This is a genomic window from Microcystis sp. M_QC_C_20170808_M3Col, from assembly GCF_007095505.1.
In the GTDB taxonomy this organism is placed as follows: Bacteria; Cyanobacteriota; Cyanobacteriia; order Cyanobacteriales; family Microcystaceae; genus Microcystis.
This window is the reverse complement of the sequence record NZ_SFBY01000092.1, coordinates 1-13,736: the sequence shown is the minus strand read 5'-3', so window position 1 is coordinate 13,736 and position 13,736 is coordinate 1. Positions and strand designations below refer to the sequence as shown.

Here is a 13,736-nt window from a genome sequence, read left to right as displayed (position 1 = left end):
CCGCAATAGCGACTCTTGTTCGGGTGTGGGGTAAAATCGAAACCAATAGGCTTTTTCCATGTCTCACATTTTAGCATATATTTGGTAAATGCGCTAGTATTTAACGGTAAAGCCGTCGTGAAACGACGGGGTTTCAGACCCAAAATTTTCGATGACTGGCCGATTTTAGCAACCGCACTTCTTTTTAACTGCCCGATCTGGACGGAAGATCAAGATTTCTTTGGAACAGGGGTTCCAACTTGGACATCAGATAGAGTCCACTTATATTTCCATTCAGAAGAGAAGAATTGAAAGAGGACTGCCTCAAATGTAGGATTCGATGATTAGCAGATTGTGTTAGAAATAGTCCTCTATTTTAGGATTTACGGATAGAAGTAATTGCCAATAGCTTAGATATTCAAAGATATAAACCAATCGAGAAAAATACTGCTCGCCATCTCTTAGGATTACCCCAAAATAAACAGCTTATCCTCTATCCTTTTAGCTAAACAGCAACATTGCTCCTATGAAATTAGCCTCCATTCCGACAAAACAGTACATCGAGCAACGAGAAGAAGAATATTGCCTCGAAGGAACTCGTATCTCTCTTGATTCAGTTGTCTATTCTTTCTTGAACGGAGAATCCCCCGAAAGCATTGCCCAAAATTTCCCACTCCTTTCCCTCGAACAGGTTTATGGTGCGATCGCTTTCTATCTGGCCAATCGAGAGCTTGTCGACGCCTATCTTAAAAAGGGTGAAAAGGAGTCCTTTGCTGTACCAAAAATTGAAGGCAGCTCAAGCCTATAATATATGTTTAAAAAATCTAATTTCCTAGAAGAAGGCTATAATGACCATAGTATTTTGCCCCCATCTCAATTCTAGCCAGTAGATTATTTTCCCTAGTGCTAGAGGAAAAAGCCCCATAAGTCTAATCACCAGTGTAGCTCCGATGACTTCCACTATTGCCCCTTCTCGACCTTCACTGCCCACCCAAGATGAATTGCCCTGTGATGACGGCGTTCCCATGGAAACCCAACGACATAAACTACAGATGGATATCCTGATTGATGCCTTGTTACCCTGGTTAGCTGCTAGGGAAGATGGCTATGTGGGGGGCAATATGTTCGTTTATTTCAGTGCCGCACAGTTAAAAAGCGAGGAATTTCGCGGACCCGATTTTTTTGCTGTCCTGGGGGTTCCCAAAGCGGAAAGAAAAAGTTGGGTGGTTTGGGAAGAAGGGAAAGCTCCCGACGTGGTTATCGAACTCCTTTCCGAAAGTACCGCTCCACAGGATAAAACTGAAAAGAAAGCCATCTATCAGGACCGTTTGCGAGTGCCAGAATATTTCTGGTACGATCCCTTTAATCCTGAAGACTGGGCAGGTTTTATCCTCAGAGAAGGCAACTACGAGCCATTATCTCTAGAGGAGGGAGAAAGATTTTTCAGTCAAAGACTAGGGTTGTCCTTGGTACGCTGGCAAGGGGAGTATAAGGGAGTCGAGGCAGTGTGGTTGCGTTGGGCGACTTTTGCTGGCGATTTACTGCCCACGGAGTCAGAGCTAACCGAACAGGAAAGAATGCGGGCCCAACAGGAGAGAATGCGGGCCCAACAGGAAAGAATGCGGGCTGAGGATTTAGAAGCATTGCTTCAACGCTATCGAGAGCGTTTTGGAGATTTGCCCGAATAAATCCATGATATTGATTGGCTAGTAACCAATAGTCCCGTTGAATTATTAAGGATTGAGAAGATTGTCTATAATGACGATCCAGAAAGCTAATAGGATAGGGATATGAAGCATAGACAACAAATAACGCTAGAAAACTCTTGTTTGCTTTCTGGGAGGAAGCTGGTTAAAATTTTCTTTACAAGAAGTTGATCATCAGGTAAGATGTAGCCTATATGCTTATTGAATCTGGTCTTGAACCGCTTGAATAATTACATTTCCTATTATGACTAACACGATGCCGTAGCAGTATTTTCTCAAGATTTAATAGGAAACAACCAGCTAGTAATAGTTTGGTCAAGGATGCCAGTTCCGAGTTGGCTTTGACGATAAAACAGGGCAGTAAATATTAGTAGTATAAAGGTTGACAATGTTGAAAAAATTACTTAACCGTATGCAAAGCGAACAGGGAAGAAAAAATATTAAATTTGCCCTAGCCAGAAAAATATTCAATCCCCTCTTAAGAAATATGGGCTACACCCTAATTACTGACCATTTTTATCAGCCGATACCCAACCGTCAGGAAATTATGACCTATGCGGGTAAAGAAAGGCCTCTTAGCTCAATTGAATGGCATCTAGACAAGCAGACTGAACTGGTTAAGTATTTACTAGAAAAATATGGCTTGGAATTTAACAATAAAGAAATTTTTTCAGCATTTGGTTATTCCGAAGATAGTTCTGCTCTCATTAGTGGCGATGCAGAATTACTCTATGCTATGGTCAGAGAAAAGAAACCGTCTCAGGTAATTGAAATTGGCTCAGGTGGTAGCACTAAAATTATCGCCGCAGCTTTAAGAATGAATTTTATAGAAAATCACCAAAAATCACAACTGATCTCGATCGAGCCTTATCCTCAAGATTTTTTAAAAGACTTTGCTAATGTTAGTAAAGATTTTCTAGAATTTAGTTTGCTTACCCAGAAAGTAGAAGCCGTAGATTTGTCTGTTTTTGAATCCCTGCAAGCCAATGATATTCTGTTCGTTGATTCTAGTCAAGTGTTTAAGTCTGGCAGTGATGTGGAGTTTGAATTTCTTCAAGTTTATCCCCGTTTACAAACAGGAGTCTTAGTTCATATTCATGATATATTTTTTCCCTATGATTATCCCATCGAATGGAATCTAAAAGAATCGCGATACTGGAATGAGCAATACTTTTTAGAGACCTTTCTACAATTTAACAAAAAGTTTGAAGTGTTGGCATCCTTATCTATGGTATCTTATTATAAAAATTATGTATTTATGGACAATATTAATGCTTATAATGAAGATCGATTACCTGGTTCTTTCTGGATGATTGCTTGAAGATTACTTACTATTAAAAAATTATGACAACAATTAATCTTAATAATGAATTTTCCACAACTCGTCTGATGACTATGGAGATGCCAGTTATTGTTAACACTCCTTCCTCAAAAGTGCAATCTCATTTATTTTTGCCACCAAATCCAGAAGGCAGGGGAGAAGGAGGATTAAGAACAAAGGGATATTTCAAGCAGTCCTACAGGGAGACAAGTGAGGTATCGGAAAAATTTGCAGTTCCTTTGGTTACTATTATAACGGTAGTTTTTAATGGAGAAAAGCACTTAGAGCAGACAATTCAGAGTGTTATTAGCCAGACTTACAATAATGTTGAGTATATCATTATAGATGGTGGTTCTACAGATGGTACAGTTGATATTATACGCAAGTATGAGGAAGTAATTGATTATTGGGTAAACGAACCAGATGCAGGAATTTCTGACGCTATGAATAAAGGGATAAGTTTAGCAACAGGAATTCTAATTAATCACTTACATGCAGGGGATAAATTTGCTGCTGACACAACCCTGTTGTCAGTGGTTTCATCTTATAATTCAGAAGGCTGGCGATGGTGTTTCGGTAATCAACTACTGAGAAGTCCTACAGACAATGCTATAGTGGGTTGTTTCTGTCCTCCTAAATTTAGTCAAAAACTACTTCACATAGTAAATACAATTCCCCATCCAACTGTTTTTTCTGAACGAGCTTTGATAGAAGAAGTAAATGGGTTTGACAATAATTATAAATGTGCTATGGATTACCATCTTTGGCTCAGGTTTACTCAATTATCAAAACCCAAACAATTTGATTATGCCACTGCTGAATTTTTACTGGGTGGTCGCTCCTCAGATATAAAATTAGCATTGCGGGAAGAATTTAGAGCTAGAAAGGAAGTTTTAATGCAGTCAAAACTAGAATTATTGCTCTCTTTTGCCGTAGTAATGATGCGATATATTAAGCGACAACTGCGAATCACTACATTTGTTAAAAATAATCCGGCATAATGGCAGTAATGAAAGTTGAGAGCAAATACGATATATGAAAATCGCTTATATTATTCCTCGTCTCAAAGATAGTGGCTTAACAAGAATACCCCTGTGGCTGTCTAATAGTTTTTGTCCTGAGCATGAGGTGAAGGTATTCTACTTCAGTGAAACTAATTCTCAAGAAAAATGCCTCAGCTTTAATGCTCCTGTTCAAAAAATAAGTTTCAACGGCTTTTGTCAAGAATTAAAAGATTACGATATAGTCCACTCCCATGGATTAAAACCCGATCTGTACCTTGCCATTAATTACCATAAGATTAAGGGCATAAAGATTACAACCATTCATGGCTATCACGTCGATGAACTCAGCTACGACAAAGGCTCTCTACTAGGGTATATATGGGGAAATTTATGGAACCTAGCCTGCCGAAAATTAGATTTAGCAGTTTGCATAAGTCAGACAATGGAAAGATACTATCAAGGACTTGGCTATAAAAATACCACTGTAATTTACAATGGAATAAAAAAAATATATGACAGTAGAAAGACAATCAAAGGCAGTGATATAAAAACTGGAGATAAAATTGTAATAGGTACAGTTTCTATCCTAAATAAAAGAAAAGGAGTGGAGCAAATTATCCAAGTATTACAGAAAAATACCCTGTACCATCTGATAGCAATAGGGGGAACCTCTCAAGACATTAATCGATTGCAACTCTTGGCAGAAAAACTAGGAGTTGCTCAAAGATGTGTTTTTACAGGCTATCGAGAAAATCCCTGGGAAACCGCGATTAATATTGACGTTTTTGTTTTTCCATCTCGCTCGGAAGGATTTGGTTTAGCTCTAGTGGAAGCAGCTAATTTAGAAATTCCGATTATCTGTTCTGATATTCCGACATTTAGGGAAATCTTTCGAGAAAATGAAGTAACATTTTTTCAGCTTGATGATATAGACGACTTGAACAACAAAATACTTATGCTAGATGAAATTAAAGACAAAGTTTCTCTGGCTAAGTTAAAAGCCGAAAAACTTTTTTCTTTGGAAAGTATGTGTTACAATTACTGTCAGGATTACAAAAATTTAATTGATGCTAATTAGCCACTATGAACTATAACCATATATGAAAATAAAAGGAGGCTCTATTGAGATGATTGGGATTTGTAATTTGTGCGGTTCTGTGGTGGTTCGGATACATCCAGGATATTTTGGTACTCGTTGTTTAAACTGTAGATCTACTAAAATTCATAGAGCAGTTGGTTTGACAATTGACTCTCTAAACTTTTCAACCAGTACATCTGTTTACGAGTTGTCTTCTCGCGGAGCTTTGTATAAATTCTTAAAAGGTAAATTTCAGAATTTATACTTTTCTGAATACTTTGATGATGTACCTCTAGGGTTGATGAAGAACTCTGTTGTCTGTCAAGACGTTCAAAATCTTCTTCTCAACGACGAATCTTTTAATTTATTGACTTCCACCGAAGTTTTTGAGCATGTTCCTGATGACAGCAAGGGTTTTTCTGAAATTTACAGAGTCCTAAAAAAAGATGGATACTTTATCTTTACCGTGCCTTTATTAGATAACCCGAAGACAGTTGAAAGATGTTTCTTGCAGCCTGATGGGACTATCATACATCAACTTGAACCTGAGTATCATGGCGATCAGATTCGAGGACAGGGAAGAGTTCTTGCCTTCAGAAATTACGGATTGGATATAACTAAGCGGTTAGAAAGTTATGGTTTTCACGCTGAAATACGTCTGGTAAACTCGGGTCGCAATGTAATTGAAGATCAGAAGGTTATTATAGCCAAAAAAATATAGTTCTATGACTGTCACTAAAAAATCAACTGGAGATGAGAATAAAATGTTAATTTCCTGCAAATACAACTTTCTTTTTATCCATAATCCCAAAGTAGCGGGGTCTTCTTTGGAGAAATCTCTGAGAAAATTTATCTTAAATGACTGAGAATATTTTAACTATATTTGAAACTTGACAAAAAGACTATGAGAAAATACTAGAATTGCTTAAGTTACCGGAAGTAAAACTAGCAAGCGTCAATCAAAATTATCAACGTCAGCGAGACTACAGGAGTTATTATAACCAAGAAACCAAAAATATTATTAGTGAACATCTCAAGGAAGATATAGAACTGTTTGGATACTCTTTTTAGTAAAAGATAGCTTTAGATACTTATGCAACTTACGGCCTCCCTTGTCCTTTACAAAAATGACCCAGAGATAGTTATTCAAGCAATTAAATCTCTGTTCAGCACACCAATAGAAATTAATTTATCAGTAGTAGATAATTCTCCTACTGATGAACTCAAAAAAATATTCGATAATTTTCAGGAATACGATATAGATTATTACTTCAATAATGGTAATAACGTTGGTTTTAGTCAAGCTCAAAACCTAGCTATTGCTAGGTCTAAAAAGTATGATTATCATCTAGTAATGAATCCCGATATATACTTTGATAGCAAGACGATTTTAGAACTAATAGATTACTTAGAACATAATTTAGATATTGGATTAATTCAGCCTAAAATACTTTATCCCCACGGTGAAATACAATATCTTTGTAAACAGAACCCAACTTTTTTGGCACTGTTTATGAGAAGATTTATACCGAAGCAATTAGCTAGTCAGGGGATGTTTAAAAAATATATGGACTGGTATGAAATGAGGGAAACTGGTTATGATAAAATTATCGACGTTTGCTATTTGTCTGGGTGTTTTATGCTGTTTCGTCGTCAATATTTAGAAGAAATTGGCTATTTTGATGAAAACATTTTTATGTATCTAGAAGATGCAGATATAACCTTGAGAATGGCAGAAAAATATAGGTCTGTATTTTATCCCAATACCTATATTTATCACTACTGGGCTAGAGGTTCGCAAAAATCTCTTAAATTGACTTGGGTGACTATTCAATCAGCATTTTATTATTTTAGTAAGTATGGCTGGAAATTTTGGTAAATTAGGTTAACAACATAATTAATAAAATAATTTTATGAAAAACATTTTAGTCACGGGTGCAACAGGTTTTATCGGCAGCTATCTTCTGCAAATTTTATCTCAGCATAAATTCCAGATTACTGCAGCAGTACGAAAGAATTTATCTCACTCCTTATCTACACCAATAAGAATAGTTAAAGTTGGTAATATCGATGAAAAAACTGATTGGCAAGAAGCACTACAGGGAATTGATATAGTCATCCATCTAGCAGCCCGCGCTCATATTATCAACGAAACTATTCCCAATCCAGAAGCGGAGTTTATTAAGGTTAATACTCAAGGTACAGCTAACTTGGTTCAACAGTCAATTCAAGCAGGAGTTAAACACTTTATTTTTATCAGTTCTATCGGTGCGATGACAACTCAAAGCGATAGGATACTCACAGAAAATTCTCCTTGTCACCCCGATAGTCCCTATGGTCGTAGTAAACTGCAAGCAGAACAAGCTTTAATTAACCTTGCCAAAGATAGTAACATGACTTGGATAATCCTTCGTCCTACTCTGGTTTACGGTCCTGGTAATCCGGGCAATATGGAGCGCTTGATGAAACTAATTAAACGGGGATTACCTTTACCTTTTGGTGCAATAACAAATCGCCGTAGTTTTGTCTTTGTGGGTAACTTAGTTGCTGCCGTTATTACCTGTTTAGATCATCCTAATGCTGTTAATCAAATCTTTTTAATTAGCGATAACCAAGCTGTTTCGACTCCCCAATTAATTCGACTCATTGCTCAACAAATTCAACAACCCTGTCGATTGCTGCCCGTCCCCACTACCTTACTTAGATTCTTAGGTTATCTAGGTGATAGGGTAGAATCCATAACAGGGAAAAATCTCCCTTTTAACACCTATAATATCGATCGCTTGCTTGGTTCTCTTGCCGTTGACTCTAGATATATTCAAAAAACCCTGGATTGGCAACCTCCCTTTACTTTAGAGCAAGGATTAGCCCAAACAATTCAGCCAGAAAATTAGTGATCAGCTTGTCAAAAAGACTTCATAATTCAAGTTCCGCTTTGACAAAATCGGGGGTTTTATGGAGAGAAAACCCCACTTTGGCCGCTATCATCTGCATAGCGCGGTTATCCCTTAAAATTTCCCCTTCGATTGCCTCTAATCTTTCCTTTTTGCCAATAGTGACTAAACGCTGTAGCAATTCTGTACCAATTCCTTGACCTTGATAGTCATCCCTAACTAATAGGTCAAATTCCGCCACATTAACGCCATGCAGTTTATTTAAGCGTCCTATAGCGATAATTTCTCGCTCTTCCGTCTGATCGTTATTAATCTCTACCACTAAGCTCATTACTCGATCGTAGTCGATAAAACAAATGCGCGTAAGACGATCATAAGCGGTTTGGCGATCGAGATTGACAAGGTGAAAATAACGATAATAAATGGTTTCTTCCGAGAGATAATGGTGAAATTGTCGCACTAAAGGCTCATCCGCTGCCCGAATCGGACGAATTAGCACCTTTAAGCCTCTTTTTGTCGTCCAAAGCCCTATATAATGTTCGGGATAGGGACGGATTGCCGGATGAGATAACTTTTCTGGGGGTGTAGTTGGAGGATGAAGAAGGATAGAAGCGGAAAGGGCGATCAATTGCTCTGAATCGGCAAAAAAGGGATTAATATCGATAGTTTTAATGCGAGGTTGTTCACTGACCAAGTTACTAAATTTAACGATTATTTGCTCCAAATTCGCTAAATTAAGCGATTTAAGCCCATTTAGTCCCTGAAAAGCCCGATAAATCTTGGTTTTTTCTAAAAGTCGGCGCGCGAGATTAGTATTTAAAGGAGGTAGAGCGGTGGCGTAATCTTGAAAAATATCGACTAAACGGCCACCAGTACCGAAAATTATCACCGGTCCGCACTGATAATCGTAATTAGAGCCGATAATTAACTCATATCCTCGATCGATCTCTAACATTGGTTGAATACTCACCCCGAGAAAATGCTCCCGACCCACTTGTGCGCTAACATTAGCTTCGATCGCCTGATATGCTTGCGCGACTGCTATAGAGGAAAAAAGTGGCAATTGTACCCCACCCACTGCGCTTTTATGGATAATCGTCTGGGAATGCAGTTTCATCACCAAGGGATAACCGAGAGATTCAGCGAGATTAACTGCTTCTGCGGCACTTTCAGCAATTTCAGTGACAATAACAGGGATTCCATAAGCTTTGAGTATAGCTAAAGACTCTGACTCACTGAGAATTGTTCTATCCCCTGCTTGCTCGATAATCTGGCTAACTAAAACTCGATCGGAGCCATTTTCCCGAGAATTGGCTAAAATTGGCGTTTGATAAAGACCGCGGAGATTCTCTTCATATTTCCAGAGCAAATTAAACACCCGGGCCGCCGAATCGGGATAGCGATAGGTGGGGATACCCTGCTGATTTAATAACGCTACTCCCTCTGCAATGCCCTCTCCCCCCATCAAACTTGCTAAAATGGGTTTTTTGCTATTTTGAGCGATTGAGGCGATGCTACGGGCAATTGCTCGCAGATCGGTGTTAAAGCGAGGCGAGAGAATCATCAACACCGCGTCGGTATGTGCATCCGCTAAAGCGATCTCTAGGGCGCGAGCGTAGCTATCGGGATCGCTGCTGCGACGCAGATCGATGGGATTTTGGGGGACAATATCCGCCGGAAAAAGAGGTGCTAGTTGCTCGATCGTTGCGGGGGTAAGGGTTGCCAGTTGTCCATCTTCCGCCAGTAAAGCCGAGGCCGCTAAAAGAGCGGGAGCAACACCATTGCTGATGATTGTCAAGCGTTTTCCCCGGGGAAATCGGGGAATTTTCCCTAAAACTTGCGTGATATTCAAGAGATCGGCCATTCTTTGTACTTCCACGATGCCACAGCGAGCAAAGGCAGCGGAGAGAGTTAGTTGATCGCTGGTCAATTTACCAGCATGGGAAAGAGCAGTGGGGTCAAAGTCGGTACTGTGGCGACTAATGGCGATAATTGGTTTATTTAGGGCAACTTCTCGGGCCGAGGACAGAAAAGAGCGGGCATTATTCAGGGATTCCAGGTAGATAACGATGCTTTTGGTTTGGGGATCGTCTCCCAAATAATAGAGTAATTCGCCCCAATCCACATCTAAAAGGACTCCGAGGGAGATAAAGTGACTAAAACCGACATTTTCGCTTAAACTCCAATCAAGCACGGCAGCAGCGATCGCACCACTTTGACTAATCAGGGCAATTGAACCAGTTTTCGGCAAGATGGGAGAAAAGGTGGCGTTAAGATTTTGGCTTAGATTGCTGATTCCTGAGCTATGAGGACCGATGATGCGTAATTTTTGACCAGCGATCGCTTTAATTTCCCTGAGTAAATTTTCCCCCATCGGGCCGGTTTCCCGAAAACCCGTGGAGAGAATCAGGGCGCATTTAACCTGTTTTTCGACAGATTGGGCGATAATAGCGGGAATTTCGGGAGCGGGGGCGGTGATAATTACCAGATCGATCGCCGCCTGGATATCTGGTAAACTGCTATAGCTGGGAAGATCGAGCCAGTTTTCGGGGTGAGGATTAACTAGATAAAGGCGGCGCTGACCGGGATTATGATGGAGATTATTTAAAAGAGTGCGATCGAGTTGGGGATTTTGGCGATTAAATCCCACCACAGCGATAGTTTTTGGCTCAAAAAAGGCTCTTATGGTTTGATGTTCGCCACCACGAGGAGCTAAGATGGAATTTAACATAATTGACGCTCCCAAGAACTTTAAAAACCCACTTCCCACTTCCCACTTCCCACTTCCCACTTCCCACTCTCTATACCTTTCAAACAGGATTTAGTATAAAACAGCCCCACCCGATCAACATTTTCCCCAAGAGATCTAGTAAACTAACTGATGCTGTAAATATTTAGAGACAGACGATGGAACTGGAATATCCCGAGGATTTGAGATACCTAGAAACCCACGAATACGTCAGACTCGAAGGTGAAATCGCTACCTTGGGAATTAGTGCTTTTGCCGTCGATCAATTGGGTGATATCGTGTTTCTAGAATTGCCCGAATTGGGAGAGGCGCTGGAAGTAGGTAGTAGTTTCGGCACGATTGAATCGGTAAAAGCGGTAGAAGATCTTTATCCTCCCGTATCGGGAACCGTAGTTGATCGCAATCAAGCGATGATTGACTCCCCCGAATTAATTGCCGATGATCCCCACGGGGAGGGTTGGTTATTAAAAGTGCGGGTAGAAAATCCCGATACTGCCTTGGCTGATACCCTCTCCGCTAGTGAATACCGCGCCCAAGTAGCAGGGGAAAGTTAACTAATATTAACAACAGGGAGCCAGACCCTCACACTATCATAAGCATAGAAAGAATTGAAAAAACAGGAAGCGATCGAGTCTTCCTGATTTTTGTCTCTAAAGCGTGCTGAGACGAAATTCTTGCCCGAATCGAGTCAGGTTTCACTATTTACCCAATCTATGCTAAATCCTCATCTCGCGGCGATCGAACTTTCCAAAGAGGAGGTTCAACGCTACTCTCGACATATTATTCTGCCCGAAGTGGGCTTAGAAGGTCAAAAAAAACTAAAAGCCGCCAGTGTTCTCTGCATCGGCACCGGAGGACTCGGTTCCCCGCTTTTACTCTATCTAGCGGCGGCTGGCATCGGTAGAATCGGTATTGTTGACTTCGATATCGTCGATAGTTCCAATCTGCAACGTCAAATTATTCACGGCACTTCTTGGGTAGGTAAACCGAAAATTGTTTCCGCTAAGGACAGAATTCTAGAAATTAACCCCTATTGTCAGGTGGATTTGTACGAAACCCGCATAAGTTCCGAAAATGCCCTTGACATTTTAGCTCCCTATGATGTAGTCATCGACGGGACAGATAATTTCCCCACCCGTTATCTGACTAATGATGCTTGTGTTCTTCTCGACAAACCCAACGTCTATGGCTCAATTTTCCGCTTTGAAGGACAAGCAACCGTTTTTAACTACCAAGGCGGTCCCAACTACCGCGATCTCTATCCCGAACCGCCACCACCGGGGATGGTTCCCTCCTGTGCGGAAGGCGGCGTTTTAGGAGTTTTACCCGGAGTAATCGGCACAATTCAAGCCACAGAAGCCATTAAAATTATCCTCGGCGCACCGGATACCCTCAGTGGTCGTTTACTGCTTTACAATGCTTGGGAAATGAAATTCCGTGAGTTAAAATTGCGACCGAATCCCATCCGTCCCGTTATTGAAAAACTAATTGATTACGAACAATTCTGCGGTATCCCGCAAGCTCAAGCACAAGAAGCAGCAGAACAGCAAAAAATGACAGAAATAACCGTAGTAGAGTTAAAGACCCTACTTGACAGCGAGGCCAATGATTACATTCTCATCGATGTGCGTAATCCCAACGAGTACCAAATCGCTAAGATTCCCAACTCGGTATTAATTCCCTTACCCGATATCGAAAATGGTGCGGCAATTCCCAAAATTAAGGAATTAGTCAACGGTTATCGTCTCATCGCCCATTGTAAGATGGGGGGACGTTCCGCTAAAGCCCTCGCTATCCTCAAAGAGGCAGGTATCGAAGGAATTAACGTTAAAGGTGGTATCAGCGCCTGGAGTCGCGAAGTCGATTCCACTGTACCAGAATACTAATTTTGGGTTTTAGGGTTTTGGGGTGTTAGGGTGTTAGGGTTTTGGGGTATTAGTCGAATTCCCCCATCTCCCCATCACCCCATCACCCCACTTCATAATTCATAATTCATAATTTCTTCCCCCCATCACCCCACTTCATAATTCATAATTCATAATTTCCTACCCCCATCACCCCACTTCATAATTCATAATTCATAATTTATAATTCCCTCTCCCCATTCCCCCATCACCCCATTCCCCCATTGCCCGTGAATCTGTTAAGATCAAGGCCAGTTAGCCTTAAAATCTTCGGTGTGAGCGAACGATGAAAAACCATATTAAAAAAATTGCTAGTTGGAGTGCGATCGCTGCTATTTCCCTTGGCTTAGTAGAAATGAACCGAGCAGCGATCGCATTTGGCAACAATAATCAATTTAGTGCCTGTATCAGTCAGATTGTCGGCACGGGAGTCAGTCCCCAAGATGCCGCCACCGCTTGTTCAGAAGCATTAATTCCTAAAGAATTATCCCGGTGTGTGGTGATGATTAAATCCAAAACCCCGATCAATGGTAATCTGGCTCTGCAAGCTTGTTTTCAGGTGCGTCGTCCCATCGACCTAGCTAATTGTGTGGTCGATATCCATCGCGCTGCCCCCTTGTTTGCCGCTAATTCCCTCAAACAAACGGAAACAGAAACAGCCAAGGAACCCGATAAATTAGGGATTTCTACACAGATTTTAGATTCCTGTCGTCAAAGTTTATTACCCGGTCGCTTTTCCCAATGCGTCATCGCTGTCAGTCGTGATGTGGACAAAAATAACCCCTCCCAAGCTTTACAAACCTGTTTAAGTGCCGAGGATTTCCCCAGGGATCTATTCCCCAGTTATCCCCAAAATCAAGACCAGAGACCTTAATCAAGATTATTTCAACGAATGTGCCAGATTCCCTACCCAAACTCTTAGCGGGGTAGGGAAGGAATTAAAACTATGCCTTTAAGTTGGAATGAAATTAAAAATCGCGCCATCGCTTTTCAAAAAGAGTGGCAAGGAGAGACTTCAGAAAAGGCAGAATCTCAATCTTTTTGGAATGATTTTTTTAATGTCTTTGGCATTTCACGGCGTAGGGTAGCCAGTTTTGAGCA

At 40.6% G+C, this 13,736-nt stretch carries 15 protein-coding genes; 13 read left to right on the top strand and 2 right to left on the bottom strand.

Annotated elements, in window-relative coordinates; genetic code table 11:
* The coding region (locus EWV84_RS04880) for a helix-turn-helix domain-containing protein (RefSeq protein ID WP_287076803.1) at positions 1–60 on the bottom strand (60 nt) is incomplete at its 3' end.
* Between the two features lie 57 nt (positions 61–117).
* On the opposite strand from EWV84_RS04880, the gene EWV84_RS04875 reads away from it, so the two are divergent.
* The 9 genes from EWV84_RS04875 (at position 118) to EWV84_RS04830 (ending at position 7,982) form a co-directional block, all read left to right on the top strand.
* Positions 118–291 carry a PIN domain-containing protein gene (locus EWV84_RS04875; RefSeq protein ID WP_287076800.1) on the top strand — a complete coding sequence of 58 codons (174 nt, stop codon included), beginning with the start codon at positions 118–120 and terminating at the stop codon, positions 289–291.
* Positions 292–505: 214 nt separating this feature from the next.
* Entirely contained in the window at positions 506–787 is a 282-nt protein-coding gene (locus EWV84_RS04865; protein ID WP_287076799.1) for a DUF433 domain-containing protein, read from the top strand.
* Between the two features lie 142 nt (positions 788–929).
* Positions 930–1,667, top strand: a complete 738-nt coding sequence (locus tag EWV84_RS04860) for a Uma2 family endonuclease (RefSeq protein ID WP_287076797.1) — start codon at positions 930–932, stop codon at positions 1,665–1,667.
* Positions 1,668–2,073: 406 nt separating this feature from the next.
* The gene (locus EWV84_RS04855; RefSeq protein WP_287076796.1) at positions 2,074–3,006 is read left to right on the top strand and encodes a class I SAM-dependent methyltransferase; all 933 of its coding nucleotides are present in this window, start codon (positions 2,074–2,076) and stop codon (positions 3,004–3,006) included.
* Between the two features lie 23 nt (positions 3,007–3,029).
* The gene (locus EWV84_RS04850; RefSeq protein ID WP_287076795.1) at positions 3,030–4,007 is read left to right on the top strand and encodes a glycosyltransferase family 2 protein; all 978 of its coding nucleotides are present in this window, start codon (positions 3,030–3,032) and stop codon (positions 4,005–4,007) included.
* A gap of 34 nt (positions 4,008–4,041) precedes the next feature.
* A complete protein-coding gene (locus EWV84_RS04845; protein ID WP_287076793.1) occupies positions 4,042–5,088 on the top strand; it encodes a glycosyltransferase family 4 protein in 1,047 nt (348 codons plus the stop codon).
* Between the two features lie 49 nt (positions 5,089–5,137).
* The gene (locus EWV84_RS04840) at positions 5,138–5,809 is read left to right on the top strand and encodes a class I SAM-dependent methyltransferase (RefSeq protein WP_323801795.1); all 672 of its coding nucleotides are present in this window, start codon (positions 5,138–5,140) and stop codon (positions 5,807–5,809) included.
* Between the two features lie 372 nt (positions 5,810–6,181).
* Positions 6,182–6,967 (top strand): glycosyltransferase, encoded by a 786-nt coding sequence (locus EWV84_RS04835; RefSeq protein WP_287076790.1) that lies wholly within the window; start codon positions 6,182–6,184, stop codon positions 6,965–6,967.
* A 34-nt stretch (positions 6,968–7,001) separates the two neighbouring features.
* Positions 7,002–7,982 (top strand): NAD-dependent epimerase/dehydratase family protein, encoded by a 981-nt coding sequence (locus EWV84_RS04830; protein ID WP_287076788.1) that lies wholly within the window; start codon positions 7,002–7,004, stop codon positions 7,980–7,982.
* A 22-nt stretch (positions 7,983–8,004) separates the two neighbouring features.
* Here the strand turns inward: EWV84_RS04830 and EWV84_RS04825 are convergent, their stop codons facing one another.
* Positions 8,005–10,713, bottom strand: a complete 2,709-nt coding sequence (locus EWV84_RS04825; protein ID WP_287076786.1) for a bifunctional acetate--CoA ligase family protein/GNAT family N-acetyltransferase — start codon at positions 10,711–10,713, stop codon at positions 8,005–8,007.
* A gap of 176 nt (positions 10,714–10,889) precedes the next feature.
* On the opposite strand from EWV84_RS04825, the gene gcvH reads away from it, so the two are divergent.
* The 4 genes from gcvH to EWV84_RS22785 form a co-directional block, all read left to right on the top strand.
* A complete protein-coding gene (gene gcvH, locus EWV84_RS04820) occupies positions 10,890–11,285 on the top strand; it encodes a glycine cleavage system protein GcvH (protein ID WP_002737085.1) in 396 nt (131 codons plus the stop codon).
* Positions 11,286–11,444: 159 nt separating this feature from the next.
* Complete coding sequence (moeB, locus tag EWV84_RS04815) at positions 11,445–12,617, top strand: molybdopterin-synthase adenylyltransferase MoeB (RefSeq protein ID WP_286823667.1); 1,173 nt, start codon at positions 11,445–11,447, stop codon at positions 12,615–12,617.
* Positions 12,618–12,921: 304 nt separating this feature from the next.
* The gene (locus tag EWV84_RS04810) at positions 12,922–13,509 is read left to right on the top strand and encodes a hypothetical protein (protein ID WP_287076782.1); all 588 of its coding nucleotides are present in this window, start codon (positions 12,922–12,924) and stop codon (positions 13,507–13,509) included.
* Positions 13,510–13,581: 72 nt separating this feature from the next.
* Positions 13,582–13,736 (top strand): type IIL restriction-modification enzyme MmeI (locus EWV84_RS22785; protein WP_353806912.1); only part of this gene is annotated, 155 nt, incomplete at its 3' end.